The following is a 24,980-nucleotide window of genomic DNA, read 5'->3' as shown; positions in this document are numbered from 1 at the left end:
GCTATGAGCTTCCAGCCTTAAGGTTTTAATTATAAAGACTAATTGAATAATTGATGGTTCAATAGTGACGGTTTTTTTTGGGGCTGGGGATTGGGGAACTAGGGACTCCTTCTAGGAATAAAGAACAAAAGGGAGATGAGGGAAGGGAGAAAATGACCCTATTCCCTACTCCCTACTCCCCATTCCCCTCTTCCTACGGTCGTTCTTCAATCACACGGTCAATTAACCCGTATTCTTTGGCTTCAGCCGCAGACATGAAAAAGTCACGATCCATGTCTTTTTCAATCTTGGCTAAAGGTTGACCAGTCTTTTCTGCATAAATGCCATTTAGTTGGTGACGAATCCGCAAAATTTCTCTGGCTTCAATTTCGATGTCACTGGCTTGTCCACGGGTACCACCGGAGGGCTGGTGAATCATAATCCGGGAATGAGGCAATGCCATGCGTTTACCTTTGGTGCCAGCTGCCAACAGAAATGATCCCATAGAAGCGGCTAAACCCACACAAATTGTCACCACATCTGATTTGATGTGTTGCATGGTGTCAAAAATTGCCATACCAGAGGTAACCATACCACCGGGAGAATTGATGTATAAATAAATATCCTTACCTGGATCATCTGAGTCCAGATACAGCATTACAGCAATAATTTGGTTAGCAATTTCATCATCGACATCTCGCCCCAAGAAAATAATTCTTTCCCGGTAAAGGCGATCGTAGATGCTAATCCAATCTGTATATTGTCCGCCGGGCATCCGGTAAGGAACTTTAGGCACGCCTATAGGCATTTTCGTTACTCCGCTTGTAATTTAATGGGGATATGAGCCAGTTCTCAACTCAGCACTTTTAAAAGGGACTAGAGGCTAGTTTTTTACTCAGCATTCTTTTAAAGAACACTGGCGGGTAATGGGGGATTGGCGAGTTCTTCTTTTTCAAATACTCGGTCAATCAAACCGTATTCCTTAGCCTCATAGGGAGTCATGTAGAAGAGACGATCCATATCTTTGGTAATTTTTTCTGGTGCTTGTCCGGTAGTCTGCGACAAAATATCAACCAACGACACTTTATTCACCAGAACTTCTTTTGCCCGAATTTGAATATCCGTTGCTTGACCTTGGGCGTAGCTCTTAGGTTGGTGCAGGATAATAGAAGAGTGGGGCAAACTAGCGCGACAGCCTTTTGTGCCAGCACTGAGTAACATTGCTGCCATACCCATTGCCGAACCAATACAAATGGTGTGAATGGGAGGCTTAATATATTTCATGGTGTCATAAATGGCGAAGGCTTCGGTTTCAAAGCCAATAGGTTCGCCACTGTAACCGGAGGTTCCCGTCGAGTTGATATAAATTTTTATCGGCTTCTCTGGGTCGTCTGACTGCAAATACAGCAATTCGGCGATAATCAATTCTGTAACCGCAGGAACCAATGGCATTCCCAGATAGACAATTCGTTCCTTCATTAACAAGGAAGGTAAATCTGGTGGCGGTGTCCGGTAGAAGTTATCACCGTAATAGGGGGCTTGAACAGCCTTGATGGGGGAATTGTCCATAGCAACTGAATCGCCTGAAACTATGCCGTTAACTGTAATACATCCTAACGCGATGCTAGTTGACATCAAGTGCGGATTTCTCGCTAATTTAGTTATTAGTCATTGCTCATTAGTCCCCAGTCCCCAGTCTCCAGTCCTTTATCCCTAATTTTTCCGTAGTGCTGATGTGGCATTTTGAAGTTATTTATATAGATATCCTAACTAAGAACTTTGGTTTATGAAGGTTAATTTGCAGCCTACCTTGAATGATGCTAATTTGGACGCTCGACAATCGAGTAGTCAACGTCAGTTGTCAATTGCGATTTCGGCGATCGCGGAGGTTCAAGACCGTAATGTACCGTTGAATTTATGTTTAATTCTTGACCATAGTGGTTCGATGAATGGGCGACCACTAGAAACTGTCAAGCAAGCAGCGAATAATTTAGTTGATAAACTCAAACCAGGCGATCGCTTGAGTGTTGTCGCCTTCGATCACCGTGCTAAGGTCTTGGTACCCAATCAAATGATTGCCGACCCCGAACAGATCAAAAAGCAAATTAACCGCCTAGCCTCTGATGGTGGTACGGCTATTGACGAAGGTTTGCGGTTGGGAATTGAGGAGTTAGCTAAGGGCAAAAAAGAAACTGTTTCCCAAGCTTTTCTGTTAACCGATGGTGAAAATGAACATGGTGATAATCAACGCTGTTTAAAGTTTGCTCAATTGGCTACTGGCTATAATTTGACTTTGAATACCTTGGGATTTGGTGACAAATGGAATCAGGATATTTTAGAAAAAATCGCTGATGCTGGTTTAGGTACTTTGTCTTATATTCAACGACCGGATCAGGCGGTGGATGAATTTAATCGCTTGTTCAATCGGATTCAAACGGTGGGATTGACCAATGCTTATTTATTGTTGTCCCTGATGCCCAATATCCGGTTGGCGGAACTCAAACCCATTGCCCAAGTTTCCCCAGACACCATTGAGTTACCCATACAGCAAGAAGCAGATGGACGGTTTGCTGTGCGCTTGGGAGATTTAATGAAAGATGCAGAGCGGATAATTTTGGCTAATATTTATCTGGGACAGTTGCCCGAAGGTGAACAGGCGATCGCCAATGTCCAAGTCCGCTACGATGACCCGGCGCAAAATCAGATGGGGCTATTTACAGCCAATATCCCAGTGTATGCTAATGTAACTGGGGTTTACCAACCGGAGATAGATCCCCGTGTGCAACAGTCTATTTTGGCTTTAGCCAAGTATCGACAAACTCAGTTAGCTGAGGCGAAATTGCAACAGGGCGATCGCATGGGTGCGGCGACGATGCTGCAAACTGCTGCGAAAACGGCCCTACAAATGGGAGATACAGGTGCAGCGACAGTGTTACAAACTTCTGCCACCCAACTTCAATCTGGTGGAGAATTATCTGATAGCGATCGCAAGAAAACCAGAATTGTCTCTAAAACCGTGTTGCAAGATAACCCTCCCCAATGAAAGTTCAATTGCTCTGTGCGCTAAATGATACCAATGTTGATGCGGCTCAATTGAGTAATCAACGTCAACTAGCAATTTCGATTTCGGCCATGGCTGGTGAATGTGACCAGCATTTACCACTCAACTTATGTTTGATTCTGGATAAGAGTGGTTCCATGCATGGTAAACCCATGAACACTGTAATTCAGGCAGTAGAGCAATTACTAGATCGGCTACAGCCAGGCGATTTGATTTCGGTTGTAGCCTTTGCTGGTGCGGCTGAAGTCATTATTCCTAGCCAACCAGTCCAAGACCTCGAAGGTATTAAAGCCCAAATCAAAAAAAAATTGAAAGCTGGTGGCGGTACCTCCATTGCCGAGGGTTTACAACTGGGAATCACAGAATTGATGAAGGGGACAAAAGGTGCTGTGTCCCAAGCTTTTTTACTCACCGATGGTCATGGTGAAAGTAGTTTGCGGATTTGGAAGTTAGAAATTGGCTCAGATGACAATAAGCGTTGTCTGGAACTTGCCTCCAAGGCTACTAAAATCAACCTGACTATCAATGCTCTTGGTTTTGGTAATGACTGGAACCAAAATCTGTTAGAAAAAATTGTTGATGCTGGTGGTGGTACTTTAGGCTATATTGAGCGTCCAGAACAAGCACTAGACCAGTTTCGCCATTTGTTGCAGCGCATTCAGTCTGTGAGGGTAACAAATGCCCACTTGCTGCTTTCTTTGGTTCCTCATGTCCGCCTAGCAGAACTTAAACCCATTGCCCAAGTCGCCCCAGATACCATTGAGTTAGTAGTACAGACAGAACCTCATGGTGGCTTTACTGTGCGCTTGGGAGATTTGATGCAGGATATGGAACGGGTTGTTCTGGCGAATATTTATCTAGGACAATTACCAGAAGGCCAACAGGTGATTGGACATGTGCAAATCCGCTATGATGACCCAGTGGCAAATCAGCAAGACTTGGTTTCTCCTATGGTGCCCATCTATGCAGATGTAGTACGGGCATATCAACCTGCCCCCAATCCCCTAGTGCAAAAATCGATTTTGGCATTAGCTAAATATCGACAAACTCAGTTAGCCGAAGCGAAATTAAATCAAGGCGATCGCACTGGTGCCGCAACAATGTTACAAACGGCTGCGAATACTGCCTTACAAATTGGAGATCAAGGTGCAGCCACAGTGTTGCAAAGTTCTGCTACTCGTCTACAAGCTGGGGAAGAACTTTCGGAAGCAGACCTCAAAAAAACGAGGATGGTATCAAAGACAGTTTTACAAGATTGATAGGGTATGGGTTAGGTGTTTTTCCTGACCCCAAAATAAAAAATAATTATGAAACTTTCTTCCATCTAGTTATTATTTTTTATGACTACAAATGTGCAAACAAATTTTTATGTGAACGCTTTAAAATTTCCTATTTTTGATGAAAATTGTTCAAGAAATATCTTTAATTAGTGTTGGTAACTTTGAAGAATCAAATGATTGGTCTATCATTCGCGCTGAAATCCGTGATGCTATCTCTCTAATTGTGCATCCGCCTGGTACATCCAATTTTAAAATTAACCCCATAAGGCATGGTAATGGTGTCAAGCCAATTAAGGAAGCTTGTATGATTGCATTGAGAGATAGATTTGGCTGGAGGCTGGAAACTCCCATCAAATATGCAACCAAATCACCAGGAAAAGTTGATGCAACAAAGGTGATTGACAATTATCTTTTCGCTCTTGAGTGGGAAACAGGCAATATTTCTTCAAGTCATCGAGCAGTCAATAAAATGGTTCTCGGATTACTACGTGGAGTTTTTTTAGGTGCTGCTTTAGTACTTCCAAGCAGAAAAATTTACCCTTACTTAACGGATAGAATAGGCAATTACGAAGAGTTAGAGCCATACTTTGATGTTTGGCGGGCAGTTCAGATTACAGAGGGTTTTTTAGCAATCTTTGTAATTGAACATGATCAGTTGGATAGCAATGTACCGACCCTAACTAAAGGCACAGATGGCCGGGCGTTGATCTGAGGTTTCCTGCTGGCGTAGCTATGTTGAGAAAGGAATTGGTAGTTGTGATACATTTATTTGGCGCTGCTTCATTTTTTTGCGTCCCCTTGCTGATTCCCATCGTTCTATAATTCCGTTAGCCAGGTCGGTCAATCGTTCTACTGCTGGATCTGTATCCCCAATTTCTGAACCAATCCAGTAACGTTGTAGCTTTTCGGCGGCATAAAATGTAGTACCAGAGCCTCCAAATGGGTCAACCACAATTTGACCAGGATGAGATGCCATTGCAATAATTCGCTCTAGCATAATGGGAGCAAGTTCGTTGGGAACTCGTTTTTTGTGCTGGCGATGCCGAACTGGTGGAATGTCAGTCCAGATTTCTTCTGTTAATGTCCATAAATCTTCAGTAAAGTCAGCATCAGAAGCATCTTCCCAAACATCTTCTGGTGCATCCCAAACATCCATTAAGTTAATACCTTTTTCGTTGAGTTTTTGGCGATGTCCGCCATAGTCACGAATTTCTCCACCGCAATGGCGACAAACTTGAATCGGTGTGTAAACTTTGTTGAATACGGCTGGTTCCCCTTTGGTGTAATAGAGTAGTCCGTAGTGAGCCGGAGACATCTTTTTACCTCTGGGAAAAGCCTTAGGCATTCTACAAGCAATCCAATGCCGAAAACACATGCCGTTCTGATTGAGGAATGCACCATACTCTATGCACCATTTGGGCAAATTGAATATAAATAAACTGCCCCCAGATTTAAGCACTCGGATACTCTCAGTCAGCCACTGTTGCGACCATATTAAATATTGATCCGCCTTCATGCGATCGCTTACACCCGTACCATATTCTTTACCAAGATTAAAAGGTGGGTCAGCAAATATGACATCTACAGACTCGTTAGGCAATGCTGATAGAACTTGCAGACAATCTCCCTGATAGAGAATTCCATATTCACTCTCATACACTGGATGTAAATCTTTTTGAGTTGCAACATCAGTTGCAATCAACTGAAAAGGGAGCATTAATTTAACCTTTAGTGCTTTATTGCTTGAGTTTATAAACTCTGTTAACAATTGTCAATAGAGTTTGGATCAGAAGTTGTACTACGAGGTTGATAAGGTTTTCCAGTAGGCTGATTTCTATATCTCTCAACTTCAGCAACTTCTATGTAGTAATAGCGCCCAAGTTTGCAAGCTATGATTTGACGGTTTTTGATTAAGTCATGTACTCGCTGACGAGTTACACCAAGTAACTGGGCAGTTTGAGTTATGGAGAGTAATTCAGAAAGATTGTGAGAACCAGGGTCTGTCATACTTAACTATTTACTTTTTTTTCGAGCTTTCCACGTTCCACCGTAAACATAAAATGGGTTATTTTCATTGACACTAGGCCAACATTTAGGACAAACAAAAATCCAGTCGCCTTGTTCTTCAAACTTTACCCTATATAAAATCGGTGCAGGTTGACTACACCGATGGCAAAATTTGATTCTAATTGCACCTGACATTTCCCTCACGCCAATGCTGAAGCTTGGGGTTTGGCAAAAATCATGCGTCCGGCGGAGGTTTGCAAAGCACTGGTGACGACCACTCTGAGTTCACCACCTACATAACTACGACCTTCTTCGACAACAACCATTGTGCCGTCATCAAGGTAACCTACTCCTTGACTGGGTTCTTTGCCTTCTTTGAGAATCTTTAGGTCAAGATTATCACCAGGTAAGTAAGTAGAACGCACAGCATTTACTAAGTCATTGACATTTAAAACAGGCACTTTTTGCACACTAGCGACTTTAGACAAGTTGTAGTCATTAGTTAACAGTGTCCCGTTGATTTCTTGGGCAAAGCGCACCAATTTGGCATCGACTGTAGCAATATCTTCGTAGTCAACAGGGTTAATCAAGATGCGATCAGGGTAATCTTTTTTAACGCGGGTGAGAATCTCTAATCCGCGCCTTCCCCGTACCCGTTTTTGGTCTTTGCTAGCATCGGCTACTTGTTGCAATTCCTGTAAGACAAATTGGGGGACGATGATTTGTCCTTCCAAAAATCCGGTTTCTAGTAGGGCTTCAATCCGGCCATCAATAATGCAACTGGTGTCTAAAACTTTGGTGTGGGCAGGTTTTAGTGTACCTTCTACTACCATTGTTTCTACGGTGTTGGGATTAATGAACCGCAATAAACCCCGCCCGTGGGTATCTGCTAAATTCATTCCTGTCACGGCCAGTAAAATACTGCCAACAACGGCTACTAAGGGCTTAATAAAGCCAAAGTCTGCGGGGATGGGGAGCAAAAATAATGGGGCTAGCATTAAGTTAGCAAGTAGTAACCCAATGACTAAGCCAATGGCGCGAGTTAAGATCATCTCCAGGGGCATTTCTCGGACTTGTGCTTCTAGGCGCCGATATGACGTTTGGAAACTCAATCCGACTGCACCACCAATAATGGAAGCAAAGACGGCGACAACTAAGCGTAAAGCTTCTAAGTTTGTCACCCCATCTAGCGCGCCATCAGGTAGTAGTTCCATGCTGTAGAACCCTATTCCTGCGGCTGCCAGGATAAATGAGATAATAATAATTGCATCAAGCATGGTTGTGTTGTTTTCCTGCGATTGTGTGACCCAATAAAGTCAAGTATTTTTCATTTCGTCGGTAAAAGAGATTGATCAATATTGACTTACACTAGGGTTTTAAGCAGGGAATATCTGCAAATATTATAACCAAAGTGTTTTCTCTTAATATTTTTCATTATTTTGTTGTAAAACAATAAGAATCTCTAAAAAAATATTTATTTCCGCTGTTGGTAATTTTTAGTTGGGTTGATTAATTCTGGCGCATAATGAATCAAAAATTGAATTTTTTTGGCATACCAAGTTCTGCTTATGTACATATTCCTTTTTGCAGAAGGCGGTGCTTTTATTGTGATTTTCCTGTATCTGTAGTGGGCGATCGCCTGCGAGGTGAAACATCTGGTACTATCTCCCAATATGTAGAGGTGCTATGCCAAGAAATTGCCATGTCACCAAATTATGGTGAACCATTAAAGACAATTTTCTTTGGGGGTGGGACTCCTTCATTACTATCAATAGAACAATTACAACGGATATTAGCCACACTAAAGACACATTTGGGTATTGCTGGGGAAGTAGAAATTTCTATGGAAATAGACCCAGGGACATTTGATTTAGCACATATATTTGGCTACCGTAGCGTTGGTGTCAACCGGGTAAGTTTGGGGGTACAAGCATTTCAATCAGAATTGTTGCAAGTTGCTGGGCGATCGCACTCGGTTGTAGATATTCTTACATCTGTAGATTTAATTCACCAAGTCGAAATTTCCGAATTTAGCTTAGACTTGATTTCCGGGCTACCGCATCAGTCTTTGGATCAATGGCAGGATTCGCTGCACAAAGCAGTGGCAATGATGCCCACTCACATATCTATCTATGACCTTACCATAGAACCAGGTACGGCTTTCGGTCGTTACTACAAACCTGGAGATCAGCCATTACCAACGGATGTCAGCACAGTCAAAATGTACGAAATGGCGCAACAAGTTTTGACTGGCGCAGGTTATGAACATTATGAAATTTCTAATTATGCTCTTTTTGGACATCAATGTCGGCATAATCGGGTGTATTGGGAAAACCGCCCTTATTATGGTTTCGGTATGGGTGCGGCGAGTTATGTAGAGGGTAAGCGCTTTACTCGTCCGCGTAAGACTCAAGAATATTACCAGTGGGTGAAAGCAGGGGGTGTGATTGATTGTGAAGTGACTCCACCAGAGGAAGTATTGTTAGAAACTTTGATGTTGGGGTTGCGTTTGGCTGAAGGTTTGAGTTTAGCTGATTTATCAAACAAATTTGGGGAAGCAAAGGTAGAAGAAATTTATAGATATTTACAGCCTTATTTAGATCAGGGGTGGGTGAACGTTACCGAGGAAAGGTTGCAATTGTCTGATCCCCAAGGATTTTTATTTTCTAATGTAGTGTTGGCTGAGTTATTTGAGAAATTATCATAAAAGTGAAGCTCTGCCAAAACCTCTGGCGCGAAAGAATTGGCAAGAGCGATCTGCTTTGCAGCGGCGCTGAGTGCAAAGCACACGCTCCGCGAACGCTATCGCAACTAGAGCATTACCCTACATCATCATGGGCAAACCTGTTGAAGAGAAAATCTAGAGCATAGTTACGCAGTTGATAGTATTGGGGATCTTCCATAATCCGGGCGCGATCGCGTGGGCGAGAAAATGGTATTTCCATGACTTCACCGATTTTGGCGTGGGGGCCGTTGGTCATCATCACCAATTTATCGGCTAAAAATAGCGCCTCATCGATGTCGTGGGTAATCATCAATACAGTGCAGCGATTATCATTCCAAATTTTTAACAATTCTTCTTGTAATTCTTCTTTGGTAATTGCATCCAGCGCCCCAAAAGGTTCATCTAAAATCAGCACCTTGGGACGAATTGCCAAAGCACGGGCAATGGAAACCCGTTGTCTCATACCGCCGGACATTTGCAGGGGTTTTTTCTCCATAGCGTCAGCTAGTCCCACCATTGTCAAATTTTCCCGGACAATTGCCCTTTTCTCTGCTTCTGGCTTGTTGGGATAAACGGCGTTCACAGCTAGGTAAATATTTTCAAATGCAGTCCGCCACGGAAGTAGGGCATAGTTTTGAAACACCACCATTCTATCTGGCCCTGGTTGGGAGATTGGTTGACCTTCCAGTAAAACTTGCCCGGAGGTAGGAAAGTTAAAACCCGATACCATATTTAGCAGTGTCGATTTACCACATCCAGAGTGACCGATAACGCAGAGAAATTCACCCTGTTCTACATTTAAATTAACGCCATCAAGGACGGTGAAGGGGCCTTTCTTGGTGGGATAGACCTTGCTAACATCTTTAATTTCTAAAAAAGGTCTGCTGTTAATTGCACTTGCTGATGCTCGTTGCTGTCTATTGCTGGTGGTTTCGGTAGAACTCAATCTGCGGTTTTGCATGGTGGTGACAGTGGTATTTAAGTTTGTCGAGAATGGGGAGTGGGGAAAGGAAATTTTTGACCTCGCTTCCAAACCTCTCTCCTACGAGGATTCGGTCTATATCAATACAGTTCAGTTAGAGCTAAAAACCTTGCATAACTTGTGCAAAAACTCTTAGGACTTACGCAGACTCTACGTTTTCTTGGCGTTCTTGGCGGCTTGGCGGTTCAATAAATCAAGATTTTGGGCAATTTTTGCGTAAGTCCTGACTCTTTGAAACCCTCTTTCCTTCGTGTCCTTTGCGTCCTTATCCCAAAGGGAGAGGCTAGCGCCAATGCGGTTCGTTTTTTCTTAATTCAAGCAGCTCTTCTCGTCGGTCGGTCTAAGACGACTTCCGCAATGGAGAAATCACGTTTAATCTGCAAACTGTTGAGATAGGCTATGGGGTCGTCGCCGTTAAAAGGAGTGCCATCAAAAAGCTGGATGGGTTGGCGAGTATAGCTAATATCCAGACCTAATTCCCTGGCGGCGGTACTAAAGACCCGTACACAGCAGACCCGTTCTACAACTTCTACCCAGTTTCTGGGGAAAGGCGTGTCACCCCAACGCGCTAACTGACTCATAATCCAGATTTGTTCGGTACGGCTGGGGCGGTTGATGGCTGACTGGGCAAAAAACTGGTGGTGGGCGTAGTCCCTTAATGAATGGTCTAAGGGACTTCCAAGGTTATTGGGGTCTTGCAGTTGGATGTACTCCAAATCAGTGCTGACATAATCCCTACCTGCGACCATTCTTCTGACTTCTTCGGCATTTTCTGGCTGAGAACAATATTCGCAAGCTTCCAGCAAAGCTTTAGTCAAGGCAATATGGCTGTTAGGATACTTTTCTGCCCATTCTTCCCGCACACCGAGAACTTTAGCGGGATGTCCTAACCAAACTTCCAAGTCGGTAGCGATAGTAAAGCCTACACCTTCAACGGCGGCGCGGTAGTTCCAAGGTTCACCCACGCAATAACCGTCAATACTTTTATTTTGCAAATCGGCTACCATCTGCGCTGGGGGAATTGTCCTCATATCCACATCTAAATCGGGGTCAATACCACCTGCTGCTAACCAGTAACGCAGCAGCAAGTTGTGCATGGATGCGGGATGGACTACTCCCATGATGTGGCGTTGTTCGCGGGTACGCAGTAGGTAATTTTTAAAGTCTGGTAAGCTGCGAACACCTTGATCATAAAAGCGTTTTGCCAAGGTGATGGCGTTACCGTTGCGGGTCATGGTGAGGGCTGTGACGACAGGCAGGGGTTGGTTGTTATATCCTCCCAGTGTTAACCACATCGGCATCCCTGAAGGCATTTGGGCGGCATCTAAATAACCGCCTTTGATACCATCGACGATACCCCGCCAGCTAGTTTCCCGCACGAGATTGACTTCATCTAAACCATGCTTGGTGAAGAAACCTTTTTCTTTAGCAACGGCTAAGGGGGCGGAAGCTGTCAAGGGTAAGAAGCCAATTTCTAAGTTAACTTTTTCTAACCCATGACGAGAAACATCTGCGGTTTTGCGGGCGCGGAGTTTCTTAACTCGTTTTTGTTGGTTGAGGAAGTAAATCATCTCACTCCGCAAGCTGTAGTAGCTGGGGTGTTCTACTACTTCCATGCGTTTGCGGGGTCTGGGGATATCAACTTCGAGAATGTCACCAATTTTTGATTCGGGGCCATTGGTGAGCATGACAATTCTGTCAGATAACAGCACTGCTTCATCTACGTCATGAGTCACCATGACGGCGGTAACTTCATTTTCTTCGCAGATTTGCATTAACTGTTCTTGTAAGTTACCCCGTGTAAGGGCATCGAGTGCGCCGAAGGGTTCATCTAATAGTAGTAGTTTAGGACGAATTGCCAGAGCGCGGGCGATCGCTACCCGTTGTTTTTGTCCTCCAGATAACATACCGGGTTGTTTATCCGCATGGGGACGCAACCCCACCATATCTATATGTTTTTCGACAATTGCCTTCCGTTCAGCTGCGGGCATTCCCCGCATGACTGAATCCACAGCTAGAGTAATATTTTCTCGTACCGTCCGCCAAGGCAACAAGGAATAATTTTGGAATACCACCATCCTGTCTGGCCCTGGCTTGGTGATTTTTTGTCCTTCCAAAGTCACAATACCTTCACTTGGTAAATCTAAACCCGCAATCATATTTAATAAAGTGGATTTACCGCAACCAGAGTGACCAATTAGAGAAACAAATTCACCTTTTTTAATTTGCAGATCAATTCCTTTCAGGGCGATATATTGCCCACCACCGGTGAGATTAAATACTTTGTCAATTTGGTCAACAGCAACGAATACAGACATAATCAATTCCAAATTCAAAATTAAGTTTTGGGCGTTGGGCAATTTAATTTTGGATTGGGTTTTATCAAATCCAAAATCTGAAATCTCAAATTACCAGTCTCTACTTCTGTTCTGTTGGTAAAATCAGGTTTTGAATCCAAACCATCAATTTGTCTAGTATCAAACCCACACCACCGATGTAGACTAGTGCCAAGATAATTTCGCTGATGTAGTTGTTTTGGTAAGCATCCCAGATAAAGAAACCAATACCGACAATGCCTGACATCACGATTTCTGCGGCGATAATCGCCAACCAAGCTAAACCGATGGCAATTCTCAAACCTGTAAAAATATAGGGTAATGCAGCAGGAATGAGGATATTCAAGAAGTAGTCTTTCTTGGAAAGTTGGAGAACTTTGGCAACGTTGTTATAGTCTTGGGGAATTTCTTTGACACCTACAGCTGTGTTAATTAAAATCGGCCAAATTGCGGTGATAAAGATGACAAACAAGGCGGCGGGTTCGTTTTGTCTTAAAGCTGCTAAGGAGATGGGAACCCAAGCTAAGGGCGGTACGGTTCGCAATAATTGAAATAAAGGATCTAAAGCTTTAGACATGGTTTTATTCACACCAATCACAATGCCTAAACCAATACCAACCACAGCAGCCAAAGAATAACCAATAGCTACCCGTTGCAGACTAGCCAAGATTTGCCAAAATAATCCTTTATCAATGCCGCCTTTGTCATAAAAGGGATATAAAATCAAAATCCAAGTATCTTGTACAACCTTAATAGGCCCTGGTAATGTCGCGCCAGGAGTCCAAGAAAACAGTTGCCATAAACCGAGAAAGATGGCGATCGCAATCACTGGCGGGATAATATCAGGAAACTGTTTTTGCAATCGAGATATAAAACTGTTGTCTAATTTAGGGGTTGCTGTCCGGCGTTGAGCGACTGTCATAAACTTGGTTTTCCTAATAACTTGTACAGACGTTGTATGTAACTTCTCTAAACACTAACTTTCTTAATTTGCAGACTTTTGAGATACGCTTCTGGGTTCTCTGGGTCAAATTTTACGCCATCAAAAAATTCTTCTACACCACGAGATGTGCTTGTAGGAATATCAGCCGCAGCAATTCCGGCTTCTTTCGCTGCTTCTTTCCAAATATCTTCGCGGTTAACTTTATCGATTAATGCTCTTGCTTTAGCAGCATTATTCGTAATGTAATCTTTAGGCAAGAATCCCCAGCGCACACTTTCGGTGATGAACCACAAATCATGGCTCTTGTAAGGGTAAGAAACGCTACCTTTTTCATCTTTCCAATACAAAGCTGCCATTGACCTATCATCAATTTGGCGACCTTCTCCCATGTCGTATTTACCCATAAATGGGTCGATTAAAACATCAACTGGCACATTAAAATAAGCTCTTTGTGCCAAAATGTTAGCCATTTCTGTACGGTTATCAAAGTTGTCGCACCACTGTTGAGCTTCCATAATCCCTTTTAACAGTGCTTTGGTCGCTTTGGGATGTTGGTCAACCCAGTCAGCCCTCATGGCTAAATATTCTTCGGGGTGATTCTTCCAAATTTCTGCCGTTAATGCAGCCATGAAACCCACTTTGTCTTTGACGATGCGGAAAGGCCAAGGATCACCAGTGCTAAAGGCATCCATCGTCCCTGTTTTCATGTTGGCGACGGTTTGCGCTGATGGGACTGTGAGCAATTTCACGTCTGTATCGGGGTCAATACCACCGGCTGCTAACCAGTAACGAATCCAGAAATCTTGGTTAACGGCGGGGAATGTTTGGGCGGCTGTGAAGGGCGTGGGGGAGGCTTTGAGTTTGGAGAATAAAGACTTCGCGCCAGCTAAGTTTACGCCCATACCGCTACCTTGATGTTTGTTGGCGATGGCAATTCCATTACCATGTGTAATTAATTGACATAACACATACATAGGAATCTTGACATTGCCTTTAGTAATTAAACCTTCAGTAATTAAATGTGGCATAGGCATTTGCCATTGACCGCCATCAATTCCACCACCAGCCGAACCAATTTCTACGTTATCTCTTGCAGAACCCCAAGAAGCTTGTTTAGAAAGCTCTACATCGGTCAGTCCATACTTAGCAAAAAAGCCTTTTTCCTTCGCAATAATTAAAGGTGCAGCTTCCACAATGGGAATATATCCCAACTTAACTGCGGTGACTTCTGGTGCTTGCCCTGAATTGACATTAGCCACCGGTTCAGCAGTTATTGCAGACTGTGTACCTCCAGTCGTTTCTGGTGGATTTCCCAAGCAACCTTTAAGCAACACAGTACTTGCCGATGCTCCTGCTGTGAAGATAAATTTACGCCGAGAAATTTGATTAAAAAACTCTGTCATAGTAGCCTCTTGGGTTGAATTTAAAATTTTTGCAACAAGATAAATAATCAAGTAAAAAATTTTAAGTATACTAAGTAAGCCAACTCTCATTATTTCGTTGCCGAAATAGTAGGGTTGACTACTAAGTAAATAAAAATATCTGGAAAGCTTTAGTGTTACTTGAGCTTATCTTGGATGTCTTCGTTGTATTTGAATTTAGTTTACAGGTTTTATTATCAAAGTGGTGATTTTGAACAGGCAAATATTAAATAAATATTAGATTGGATATATAAGTAAAAATTTATAGTTAAAGCTAAAACCAGGTATATTGATTTGATATATCAGTTTTTATTAATGGTAAGCATTTATGGAAAACATAGTTTGCCTAACTAATACATATAGTAGAGAAGAATATATATCTGTGAAAGTCTGAGGAAAATTATTTTTTGCAATTATATTGAAAGGCGATTGCGCGGAGTGCAGCGCCAGAGGCGATCGCCTGCGACCTGCAAATAAGCTGATCGCCCCATATCCAATATCTTTAACACCAAGATTGTTCACCCGGAGGATTGTGCAGTAACTCACGAATATTAGCTTCAATCACCCGATACCCTACATTACCGTTGAGTTTCTGCCGTCCTTCATTAAAAATTAGGGTGGGGCTGACTGTAACTGTATGTTCTTTTACTAATTCAAAATCTTTGGATAGTTGTGCGTATGCTTCACCACTATCTATCTGAGTTTGGATAGCGGCAATGGGAAGTTTTAATTCCTCGGCAATTTCAAATTGTACTTTACGCTCAGAAACGTTTGCTAGTTGGGTGAAAAACGCTTCTCGAAATGCCCAGATGGCTTTTTCTAAAGTATCTCGCTCTACCAAACCCTTGACTGCTACTAATTGAATAGCATGGAGAAACAAATGACAAGATGTGGAAGAAGGTGGTGTAACTTTAGTCCAAATATCAGGATGAACGTTGATGTGATCAAACTTTTTCGCAACTTCCTGAATATGATCAGCGTATCCTTGCAATCGCCCCCTATCTCGCCATCGGTTCTCCAGTTTTTCCCTAGCAGTACCAAAAACAGGGACAAAGTGGGGTTCAATGGTAATCTTGTCCTGAAAGGTTGCTTTCAACTCATCCAGACGAATTTGAGCAATATAAGCCCAAATGCAAAGCACATCAGAAAAGTATAAAATACGAATGGGTTCCATATAGTTTTTAATCAATTTATTCTGGAAAAAATTCGGCTGATAAAACTTCTTTTAACTCGTAAGGACAAGTTTCTGGAAATAAATATACACCTGTTTCTCGTTCTGCGCTAATGGTAGCTAGAGGATAAACTTTATCTATAACTTCAGTCAGGATAGATTGCAAACTGGGATTTTCTTGTAGTAGTTGGTCTAAACGTAGACGTTGTTCTTTAATGGTTAATTGCCAACTTCGGGAACGTAGATTAGGCTGGAATTGCCATTTAAGTAAGTGCATGATTAATATTTCCAACCTACTGGCTAATTGTCGTTTTTCAGACCTTCCCATGTCGGCTATTTCTTCGGCAATATTCTGCCAATCTATTTGATGTATTTGTCCTGTTTTCAACAGATGTGCTTGCTGTTGTGTCCAAGCATAAAAATCATTTTCATAGCTAGCTTTGTTCATCATTGGCTTTCACCTACAGCTAAAAACCCAAGTCTGCTTTAGCTAATTCCGCAGCAGCGAATACTTCTGCATCGGGTTTTTCCTCCCAAGCAGGGTCACCGATTTCTGCATAGAAAGTTGCGTCATAAGGTCGCGTCTTGACAACAACCGGCATGGGAACGGCATGACCTAAAATTAAGGCTTGTTGTTTAGAGTCTAATTTGGACAACACTGACCGCAAACCACCAGCACCAGATACACCCGTAAAAATGGCATCGATATCTTTTTCATCATTCAGCAAGGCGGTGATGCGGGTACCAATTTGGGACATAACTTCATTATCGATCCCCGATGGACGTTGGTCTACTACTAGCAGCGTGACGAAATATTTGCGTAGTTCCCGGGCGATGGTACCAAAAATTGTACTTTGGACGATGGCTGGGTCAAGAAAACGGTGCGCCTCTTCAATGGTAATCATTAATGGCATCGGGCGATCGCAGGGATTTTTACTTTGAAGAAATTTATCGGCTTTCTGTACATAATGTTCATGAATACGTCTAGTAATCATGTTCGTCACCAACATATAAGAAAGCATATTTGATTGGGAACCAAATTCAATAACTACATTCTTCCCTGCTTCCAAAGCTTGGACAATGTTACCAATATAATTTTGCGGACACACACCCCGCATATATTTCAACGTATCCAAGCGCAAAAGTTTCCGCTGTAATGAGGTAATGGAACCTGGATGTCCTGGTTTCTCTTCGCAAAAAAGTTTGATGTCCTCGCTGGTCATATTAAACAATTGCGGAATCCAAGATTTACCAAACTCATTACACAAGATACTGGCGTTGTCTAAAGCCGCTTCCGAAAGTCCTAATTCTCGACTACATAACTTAATGTCTTCAACTTGGATTTGCTCATAACTCAAATACAGTTCTTGAGCATCACGTACACCTCGACGTTTTGTGGATGCGGGATCAAGGGTGTAGACTTCTACTTTACCAGGAAATAGTTGCTTTAAACCTTTGACGGTATTAACATTTTTACCTTCAGCAACTGCTTCCCATCCATACTCGGAGTGCATATCAAAGATTAAATTTACCGCTGCATTTTTGCGAATTACCCCAGCTAAAAGTAAGCGTGTGAGAAAGGATTTACCAGTACCAGATTTACCAAAGACACCATTACTCCGTTCCACAAAGCGGTTTAAATCGATACAAATAGGCACATCCATATCCAAGGGTTTACCGATGGAAAAATTGCGCCTTTGAGGATCATCTTCCCAACCAAAGACTCGGCGAAAATCGTCTACATTAGCGTCGTAAACTTGGCTAAAGTGGCTGGGAATAGTTTTAACTGGTAACAATTCCATTGTGGTGCTGGTTTGGGGTTGGAATGATGCTAAACCAGTTGTGGATGGTACGAAAGAATCAGCAGATTTGCCATTACTGTAAGACAAAGATTCATCAGATTCGGGAGTGAACATCAACATCGGTGCGAGGTTGATAGTTCCATAAGTACCACTACCAGCTAAAACTTCTCGTAAAAAAGTATCTTCCCAATTGGGGGGATTAGCAATAATCCGCGCGTTTGCAGTTCCCAAAGCCACATCTGTCAGCATACAGAAAAAGCGCGATCGCAGCCCTTGCACAACTAAAAATTTACCTACCCGCATATCTTCAACAGAAATATCCGGGTGTAACCTAACCTCTAGTCCCCCAGTCAGAGAACCTTGGATGACCGAACCTAATGGGTGTACCAAATTCATTTGATCAGTGACATGATTGTGAACGCGCTATCTTACGTTGAATTTTAGTTGTATGGGACAAAATTTGCTAAGTTCCCCATCCCCCCTTTGGGGAAGTCAAAAAACTGGATTCCCCCATCCCCTTGTCATCTAATCAATTTGAATAGAAGTCGGTGCGGTTCCCGTAGGCGATATGTCGATTAATGGTTTACGGAATTGAGCATACAGGCGATCGCGCCAAGCAAAGAATGGCTCATAATTAGGATTATCGGCTAAACCTGGTACTCCTTTACCGCGAATACTTGCGGGTAAATCTAGATAAGCCCCTTCAGGAAACTTCAGCAAAATTGATAACCCTGCTACTGCTAAGTCAGCTAAAGTCGGCTCATCTCCTGTTAAATAAGGACTATCCGCCAATAATAATGTTAAGGCTTCTAAGTCTTGTTTCAAGTCCGCGATCGCTGATTTAATCACATCTGGACTATAACCTACTCCCAAACCCAAAATAGTTAAGACATCCCTGGGTACTCCTCCCACTAGACTTTTAAATATATCAGGCGTGGAAGTGGGTAATAACGACTTGCGAAAATTTTGGTCTTGACTAATTGCAGAAAATAACGCTGTTCTACCTTTGTTACCTATTGACTCATCTGCCCATTCTTCCATTAATAAGCATAAACCCCTTTGTTTGGGATCTTTTGGTATTAGTGGGCGTTCAGGATACTCTAAGTCTAAATACTTAGCGATTTCTGTGGAGTCAGTAATATATTTACTACCGTCTTTTAACACTGGCACTTGTCTTTGTCCAGTTAAACGGAATAAATCTACCTGCCCAATCCCAGGTGTAACCTCTATTTTTCGATAAATTAGTCCTTTATAATCCAGGATTAACCTGACTTTTTCCGAGTATTGAGATAGTTCCCATTGGTATAATTCCAGCATATATTATTCCTGGTAACTGACTAATTGGACAACGCTCTCATTGTATCTTTAGTTTAAGTAATTTTCCTGGGCAATTTAATAATATATCTCCAAAGTTATAAATACATAAGTTAGTTTTTTGACAACTCAGAAATTTATGCAAAAATTTTATTTTCTCATTGATTAAAATATTAAATATTTATTTACTCAAATAATTGTTTATCATGATCATCTGCGGACACCAGAACACATGAAAACACCTCTTCACCTCTTCCCTATTTTCAAGTTAGGGGAGTTGATCACTTTTTGAGAATGATTCGCGGTTCATGGTTCCCAAAAAAAAGTATATTATTTTACATGATGCAGATATATTTTATTGTGGGTGATTAAAAAATCATATCTAGAAAATTACTTTGTTGGTAAAATTTGTTTCTTTCTTGACACTAGTTGTTTTAGTATTTATTACTCTAAAATTTGGTGTTCCAACTCTTTGAATGCAATACGCTAAAAAACTTCTGGAGTAAATTGCCGCAAATTAGAGTATATTGATATTCAGGCTACTAAGCACATAAATATTATCAGTACATGGTTAATTTAACCAAAAATATTAGTGCCTATTTTAGATATTGTGCTGATCAAAGTGTTATAAATCTTTATGTAACCTGTTCAAAATACAAGAAAAACAAAATTTATGAAGGCAGATTACAGCAAATTGTTAACAAAATTGGCTGGCACAGTAGGAATAGTTGGCGTTAGCATTCTGACTACTTTACCATCTGGGGCAAATGAGGCAATCAATACTTTACTAGCGCAAGCAGACACTGGGGTACTTAATCCTAGACCTAGTATTTTCAATGAGCCTCCCTATAATCGTGGGACAACGACACCTAGTCAAACCGCACCTACAACCCCGACTACTCCAGGGGTAACACCAACACCTACTCCTACTACTCCTACTCAACCGGAAGCAGGAACTACTGAAACTCAAGATAAAACTTTGTTGGCTTTGGCTGAGTCCAACGCTTCTTTTACAACTTTAACCAAGGCTTTAAAAGCTGCGGGATTGTCAGAAGCATTACAAGGCCAAGATAAATTAACAGTTTTTGCACCGACTGATGCGGCTTTTGCCAAGCTACCACAAGATGCTGTAAACGATTTGTTGCAGCCTGAAAATAGAGAAATTTTGGTGAAGCTATTAACTTACCATGTTGTTAGTGGCACAGTGTTATCGGGTGATTTAAAATCTGGAGAAGTAAAAAGCGTTGAAGGTGGCGCTATCACAGTCAAAGTTGATCCTGCAAATGGTGTGATGGTAAATGATGCCAATGTAGTTCAAGCAGATATCCAAGGTAGCAATGGTGTGATCCATGCTATTGACCAGGTAATTTTACCTCCTGACTTGTAAATTCTCGCCAAAAATATCTTTAACGAACCGAAAAATTAAGATATTGATAGGATAAAATGCCGCTCAGACTATGATTTGGGCGGTTTTTTTGAGGGATTTCCAGAAAATAAATGATCCAATTTGCTTAGATGAAATTTTTCTTTCTTCCCCCAACTCCCTACTCCTAAAATCATAGAACAGTAGCCAAAACATCTACCACAAGAGGGGTAATTCTGCGAAAGAAACGCAGATGAGCTTAACATAACTTTTTATAACAGTTTTGCTAGCTTGCTACCCGTTAGTAAGAATATGTGTCACAATCGTAGTTGAGAATTAATTCGGCGACAGCGTTTGTTTTTAGTATTGACAGGCTATTTCCTTGTGGTATTTACAGACTTCTCTCCGAAATCTAAGTCTCTACACTCTTGTGATTTTGGAGATATTCTATGTCAATTTATGTAGGCAACCTCTCTTATGAAGTTACCCAAGACGCTTTAACTTCGGTTTTTGCGGAATACGGTTCTGTAAGAAGAGTTCAAATACCTACTGACCGTGAAACAGGTCGTGTTCGCGGTTTTGCTTTTGTCGAAATGGGTACAGAAACTGAAGAAACAGCCGCTATTGATGCACTTGATGGTGCTGAATGGATGGGACGTGACCTGAAAGTAAATAAGGCTAAACCCAGAGAAGATAGAGGTTCCTTTGGTGGTGGTAACCGTGGTGGCGGTGGTAATTTCCGCAGTCGCTATTAAGCAAATAAGATTTATATAAGAGATAATCAGTGCTGTTTTAGCACATGAGTCTGATTTTATAAATTTAGGAAAGGCTCAAGCATTAATGCTTGAGCTTTCTTTGTACAAAGAATCCTTGAAAACACAATACTTTTTTGTAGAAACATGGTATTTCTACATATCTGTCATCTAGTTTGTCACGAAGAATATCGAAAAGTTAGAGGATACCCCAAAAATGGAGAAAACCTTGACCAGAGAACACTTCGAGTAATATAGCAGACAAAAATCCAATCATGGCAAAACGACCGTTCCAGTTTTCACTTTGGGGAGTGAATCCGAAACGTAGAGCATTAGGGTCTTCCGAAACTGAAGATGTCGTTTTCTTGATATCTGACATAATTAGTACTCTTAGCTTTTATGTGCCAAAATTGCCTGGCATGTAAATTAATGTAACAGATATTTACGGAAATGCAACATTAACTGAGGTAATTTCTGTATTTTCCTACCTGCGCGTATATCGATGTTTCACGCCAACGGGAAAATATTCTGCATCACCCATTGGGGCTAATGAAACTTGGGGCGTTTGATATTCTGGGGGAACGTAGTTAGCAAACTCGCTGTTGAGACGCAACAGTTGTGAAAGAATAGAAGATGCGATCGCTTGCTGTTTTGATTCACTAGGTTCTATACCTGGTGCTAACTCCACAACAATACATAAAAAGCGGTTCTTGTCAATATCTTCTTGAACTTGCAAGACAAATTTCCCTGTCACCCAGGCGGTAATTCCTGGTTGTTCTAATCCCACCGTGACATTTTCGGGATAGATATTGGCGCCAAAGTAGGAAACTGTAAAATTAGAACGTCCGAAGACGTAAACGAAAGGTAATGGATGTATACCTCGAATATCTCCAGTAATTTCTTGGTTTAACTGGCTTACAGGATCAAATCCCCACTCTGCCAAGAACTCAAGCATGGCATCATAACTAATAATCCCGCCAGTATCCATGATGTTATAGCGCACCAAGGGAACACCATTGTTTCCCGAAAACAGCAACGCGCCATCTTGCACTTCAAAGAAGCGACTCATGGGGTCATACTGTACCAATGTCGGTAACCGATATTCACCAAATAAAGCTTTAGCTGCATCTGGATGTATTGCAAAAAACCGGCGAATGCAAATACTCAAAGGTGTTTCATTACCCAACACACCTGCATCCGCAGTTCCATAGAGTGATGCAAAGTCATAGCAGGGATTTTGTGAACCCACTCTTTCACCTACTAAACTCCGCCATTCTTCACTGAAGACTTCTCCCGCTGTCACCAACTTAATCTGATATTGCGGCCAATCCATACCACTGGCGATACCAGTATCAATGACATCTTTGAGAAATGGTGGATACCCCAACAACACCACTTGTTCAAAAGCTGCGCCTAATTCTTGTACTACCCGGAGAATCTCTGCTTTATTGTTACCGGGGGTAATTACTGTCAGAGGATACCCTTTACTCGCCAGATAGCGACAGCAATTGGTAGTGAACATACCACCTACCCAAGTACCTAAGGTGAAACAAATCACAGCTAAGGTGCGTCTAGTATCTGCGTAGAAACTATCATGAAAAATTTGTTCAAATCGTGTAGCAATTTGCAACTCATCAGTAAAAAAACGGGGCCAAAATGTGGGTTTACCTGTGGAACCAGAAGAAGCAGCTATCATATCGCAGCTTGATAACTTACCATCGCGGCACAAGTCAGCCAAAGGATAACGCATTATATAATTTTCCTTGGCGATGGCAGGTAGTTGTTGAAAGTCCTCAAAGCTTTGAATAGCCTGGGGATTAATACCTTGCTCTGCTAAAAAAGCTTGATATGCAGGTACAGTAGCCGCCACATCGTAAAATAAATTTAAGGCTGTGGATTGGCTAAAATCTGCATCACGTCTTTGCAGTAGCGTTTCTAAGGGGGTAGATACAAAGTCTTCAAATGCTCTAATTGCTCGTTGTCCTTGTGATTTGCAGTTCATAATGTTGTCCGTATTGTAGCCATTGCCTCATCCTCTTCATTCCCAATGGAATACATCAACAAGTGTCAGCATAATATCCGTAATGGGAACTGCATTCGTTGTAGTCAGTCGATAAAACCTTAATTATCCTTCAGCATCATGCAGGTATATTGCAGTAAACAACACGCAAACAGTGGTGACAACCGTTTTTGTATCCACTGCGGTGAACCATTACCTCTTGCTGTGGGGCAGGTTGTAAATCACCGTTATCGTATCATTCGACAATTAGGTCAGGGTGGTTTTGGCCGCACGTATTTGGCAGAAGACAACCACAAAGCAAATCAAACCTGCGTGCTGAAGGAATTTGCACCCCAAGTCCAAGCACAGCAAGATTTACAAAAAGCTCAAGAATTATTTGAACGCGAAGCCAGTGTCCTTAAAACACTCCAGCATCCACAGATTCCCCGGTTTCACGCTTCATTGCAAGTGCAAATAGGTAGTAAAGATTTTTTCTTTTTAGTGCAAGACTATATAGAAGGTCATAATTTTGACCAATTATTAGAACAGCGTCAAAGCCAAGGCATGGCTTTTAGCGAAGAAGAAGTTATCACTTTACTGCAACAAATTTTACCCGTTTTATCGTATATTCACACAAAAGACGTAGTTCACCGCGATATCTCCCCCGATAATTTGATTTGGCGGCATTCTGATAATTTACCAGTATTAATTGACTTTGGTGGTGTGAAGCAATTACCAGCTTCTCAAGGTTTTTGGTTCACCAAGTTGGCAATGAATCATACCTTGTTAGGTAAAAAAGGCTACGCCCCAGAGGAACAGCTACGGCAAGGAAAAGTATTTATTAATAGTGATTTATATTCTTTAGCCGTCACAGCTTTAGTGTTGCTCACAGGCAAGGAACCACAAAAACTATACGACAGCTATCAAGGACTTTGGTACTGGGGCAAAGAAATTAAAGTCAGCAGTCAACTAGAATCTGTGTTAAAAAAGATGCTGGCATTTAAACCAAGCGATCGCTATGAACGAGCAGACCAGATTCTCCAAGATTTACCAAATTCTACCGCGACCAAACCGCCCAATACCTATATTAGTAAGATTAAAACGATGGTAGTGGCTCCTGGCAGAAAACACGCCCTTGCTCTTGTCAGTAAAATCCACAGTAAAACTCAAGCACTTAATCCAACTAATACTTTGCCTGTGTGGTTACGCCCTTTTGCTGTGAGTCTTGGGGGAACAGCTTTAGTAGTTTTAACTGGTGCAGGTACTTGGGCAGTGGTAAATTCCGTAATTCGCACTGTAACTTCTATTACAGTCCCCACAATTTCGTTACCGCAAATCCCCAGTTTACCTAACCCCATCGGTCAGCCAGTCAGTGACAGAAATACTAATGACATCACCCAAGTTCTCCGCCGCCGCCAACAGCTAGAAATACCAGAAGTATTTTTTACACAGTTCGTAGATAATTTATTTTATGCTCAAAACCCCAACTTAAGGGGACGCAGCCTCACTTCTAGCTCAGAAGATGCCGCTTTACGAGATGAATGGGCTAATATTGGGGGCAACTTGTTGAATCAAATAGAACGAGCTAACCTCAGTACAGCAGCTCGTCAAAAACTAGGACGCTATAGTTCACAAGATGAAGTCATCTGGCGACGACAAGCGCAATCAGGAGAGTTAGGGAACTATACAATTAACCAACTTAACAAAGATACCAATGAGAAATTTGACCGCTTGTTTCCAGGTCAACCGCGTGGGAAACTCAATCAACGAACTTTTGGTCAACTATGGTATGCGATCGCAGCGGATCAAGTTAGTCAGGCGCGTCGATGAAGTGGAAGAGGACAA

22 protein-coding genes are annotated in these 24,980 nt (G+C 42.0%); 7 read left to right on the top strand and 15 right to left on the bottom strand.

Features of this window, described 5'->3' with window-relative positions:
• Positions 1-193: 193 nt before the first annotated feature.
• Both ACM0OT_RS18105 and ACM0OT_RS18100 read right to left on the bottom strand, forming a co-directional pair.
• On the bottom strand, positions 194-787 hold the full coding sequence (locus ACM0OT_RS18105; protein WP_414542542.1) for an ATP-dependent Clp protease proteolytic subunit: 594 nt from the start codon (positions 785-787) through the stop codon (positions 194-196).
• Positions 788-885: 98 nt separating this feature from the next.
• A complete protein-coding gene (locus ACM0OT_RS18100; protein WP_414565870.1) occupies positions 886-1,548 on the bottom strand; it encodes an ATP-dependent Clp protease proteolytic subunit in 663 nt (220 codons plus the stop codon).
• A 217-nt stretch (positions 1,549-1,765) separates the two neighbouring features.
• Here ACM0OT_RS18100 and ACM0OT_RS18095 point away from each other — a divergent pair, with 217 nt between their 5' ends.
• From ACM0OT_RS18095 to ACM0OT_RS18085, 3 genes are all read left to right on the top strand, one after another.
• Positions 1,766-3,022, top strand: coding sequence for a vWA domain-containing protein (locus ACM0OT_RS18095; protein ID WP_414565809.1), 1,257 nt, complete (start codon positions 1,766-1,768; stop codon positions 3,020-3,022).
• On the top strand, positions 3,019-4,299 hold the full coding sequence (locus ACM0OT_RS18090) for a vWA domain-containing protein (RefSeq protein WP_414565808.1): 1,281 nt from the start codon (positions 3,019-3,021) through the stop codon (positions 4,297-4,299). The genes ACM0OT_RS18095 and ACM0OT_RS18090 overlap by 4 nt, the downstream gene beginning before the upstream one ends.
• A 139-nt stretch (positions 4,300-4,438) precedes the next feature.
• A complete protein-coding gene (locus tag ACM0OT_RS18085; RefSeq protein ID WP_414565807.1) occupies positions 4,439-5,032 on the top strand; it encodes a restriction endonuclease in 594 nt (197 codons plus the stop codon).
• 18 nt (positions 5,033-5,050) lie between these two features.
• Here ACM0OT_RS18085 and ACM0OT_RS18080 read toward each other — a convergent pair whose 3' ends face one another.
• The 3 genes from ACM0OT_RS18080 to ACM0OT_RS18070 all read right to left on the bottom strand — a co-directional run bounded on the left by ACM0OT_RS18080 (position 5,051) and on the right by ACM0OT_RS18070 (position 7,604).
• Positions 5,051-6,037 carry a DNA-methyltransferase gene (locus ACM0OT_RS18080; protein ID WP_414565806.1) on the bottom strand — a complete coding sequence of 329 codons (987 nt, stop codon included), beginning with the start codon at positions 6,035-6,037 and terminating at the stop codon, positions 5,051-5,053.
• Between the two features lie 44 nt (positions 6,038-6,081).
• Positions 6,082-6,327: a helix-turn-helix domain-containing protein gene (locus ACM0OT_RS18075; RefSeq protein WP_414565805.1), complete on the bottom strand. Its 246-nt coding sequence runs from the start codon at positions 6,325-6,327 to the stop codon at positions 6,082-6,084.
• Between the two features lie 200 nt (positions 6,328-6,527).
• Entirely contained in the window at positions 6,528-7,604 is a 1,077-nt protein-coding gene (locus ACM0OT_RS18070) for a PIN/TRAM domain-containing protein (RefSeq protein ID WP_414565804.1), read from the bottom strand.
• 248 nt (positions 7,605-7,852) lie between these two features.
• On the opposite strand from ACM0OT_RS18070, the gene hemW reads away from it, so the two are divergent.
• On the top strand, positions 7,853-9,034 hold the full coding sequence (gene hemW, locus ACM0OT_RS18065; RefSeq protein ID WP_414565803.1) for a radical SAM family heme chaperone HemW: 1,182 nt from the start codon (positions 7,853-7,855) through the stop codon (positions 9,032-9,034).
• A gap of 112 nt (positions 9,035-9,146) precedes the next feature.
• Here the strand turns inward: hemW and ACM0OT_RS18060 are convergent, their stop codons facing one another.
• From ACM0OT_RS18060 to ACM0OT_RS18025, 8 genes are all read right to left on the bottom strand, one after another.
• Positions 9,147-10,013 carry a nitrate ABC transporter ATP-binding protein gene (locus tag ACM0OT_RS18060; protein ID WP_414565802.1) on the bottom strand — a complete coding sequence of 289 codons (867 nt, stop codon included), beginning with the start codon at positions 10,011-10,013 and terminating at the stop codon, positions 9,147-9,149.
• A 335-nt stretch (positions 10,014-10,348) separates the two neighbouring features.
• Positions 10,349-12,352 carry a nitrate ABC transporter ATP-binding protein gene (locus ACM0OT_RS18055; protein WP_414565801.1) on the bottom strand — a complete coding sequence of 668 codons (2,004 nt, stop codon included), beginning with the start codon at positions 12,350-12,352 and terminating at the stop codon, positions 10,349-10,351.
• Positions 12,353-12,452: 100 nt separating this feature from the next.
• A complete protein-coding gene (gene ntrB / locus ACM0OT_RS18050; RefSeq protein ID WP_414565800.1) occupies positions 12,453-13,292 on the bottom strand; it encodes a nitrate ABC transporter permease in 840 nt (279 codons plus the stop codon).
• 47 nt (positions 13,293-13,339) lie between these two features.
• Positions 13,340-14,716, bottom strand: coding sequence for a CmpA/NrtA family ABC transporter substrate-binding protein (locus ACM0OT_RS18045; protein ID WP_414565799.1), 1,377 nt, complete (start codon positions 14,714-14,716; stop codon positions 13,340-13,342).
• A 520-nt stretch (positions 14,717-15,236) separates the two neighbouring features.
• On the bottom strand, positions 15,237-15,908 hold the full coding sequence (locus tag ACM0OT_RS18040; RefSeq protein WP_414565798.1) for a DsbA family oxidoreductase: 672 nt from the start codon (positions 15,906-15,908) through the stop codon (positions 15,237-15,239).
• A 16-nt stretch (positions 15,909-15,924) separates the two neighbouring features.
• Entirely contained in the window at positions 15,925-16,353 is a 429-nt protein-coding gene (locus ACM0OT_RS18035; protein WP_414565869.1) for a DUF29 domain-containing protein, read from the bottom strand.
• Positions 16,354-16,372: 19 nt separating this feature from the next.
• Positions 16,373-18,103, bottom strand: coding sequence for a helicase HerA domain-containing protein (locus ACM0OT_RS18030; RefSeq protein WP_414565797.1), 1,731 nt, complete (start codon positions 18,101-18,103; stop codon positions 16,373-16,375).
• Positions 18,104-18,232: 129 nt separating this feature from the next.
• Complete coding sequence (locus tag ACM0OT_RS18025) at positions 18,233-19,024, bottom strand: glutathione S-transferase family protein (protein ID WP_414565796.1); 792 nt, start codon at positions 19,022-19,024, stop codon at positions 18,233-18,235.
• A 670-nt stretch (positions 19,025-19,694) separates the two neighbouring features.
• On the opposite strand from ACM0OT_RS18025, the gene ACM0OT_RS18020 reads away from it, so the two are divergent.
• Together ACM0OT_RS18020 and ACM0OT_RS18015 are read left to right on the top strand one after the other, a co-directional pair.
• Positions 19,695-20,408, top strand: a complete 714-nt coding sequence (locus ACM0OT_RS18020) for a fasciclin domain-containing protein (protein WP_414565795.1) — start codon at positions 19,695-19,697, stop codon at positions 20,406-20,408.
• Between the two features lie 425 nt (positions 20,409-20,833).
• Complete coding sequence (locus tag ACM0OT_RS18015; protein WP_414545163.1) at positions 20,834-21,139, top strand: RNA recognition motif domain-containing protein; 306 nt, start codon at positions 20,834-20,836, stop codon at positions 21,137-21,139.
• A gap of 196 nt (positions 21,140-21,335) precedes the next feature.
• Here ACM0OT_RS18015 and ACM0OT_RS18010 read toward each other — a convergent pair whose 3' ends face one another.
• Together ACM0OT_RS18010 and ACM0OT_RS18005 are read right to left on the bottom strand one after the other, a co-directional pair.
• The gene (locus ACM0OT_RS18010; RefSeq protein ID WP_414545164.1) at positions 21,336-21,515 is read right to left on the bottom strand and encodes a high light inducible protein; all 180 of its coding nucleotides are present in this window, start codon (positions 21,513-21,515) and stop codon (positions 21,336-21,338) included.
• A gap of 105 nt (positions 21,516-21,620) precedes the next feature.
• Entirely contained in the window at positions 21,621-23,138 is a 1,518-nt protein-coding gene (locus ACM0OT_RS18005; protein ID WP_414565794.1) for a phenylacetate--CoA ligase family protein, read from the bottom strand.
• Between the two features lie 138 nt (positions 23,139-23,276).
• Between ACM0OT_RS18005 and ACM0OT_RS18000 the strand changes: the two genes are divergently transcribed.
• Positions 23,277-24,965, top strand: coding sequence for a protein kinase domain-containing protein (locus ACM0OT_RS18000; RefSeq protein ID WP_414565793.1), 1,689 nt, complete (start codon positions 23,277-23,279; stop codon positions 24,963-24,965).
• Positions 24,966-24,980 lie beyond the last annotated feature (15 nt).

Origin of the sequence: Anabaena sp. CCY 9613 (assembly GCF_963920895.1) — a bacterium.
Taxonomy (GTDB): domain Bacteria; phylum Cyanobacteriota; class Cyanobacteriia; order Cyanobacteriales; family Nostocaceae; genus Cyanocohniella.
This window is presented reverse-complemented; position numbering and strand designations above follow the sequence as displayed.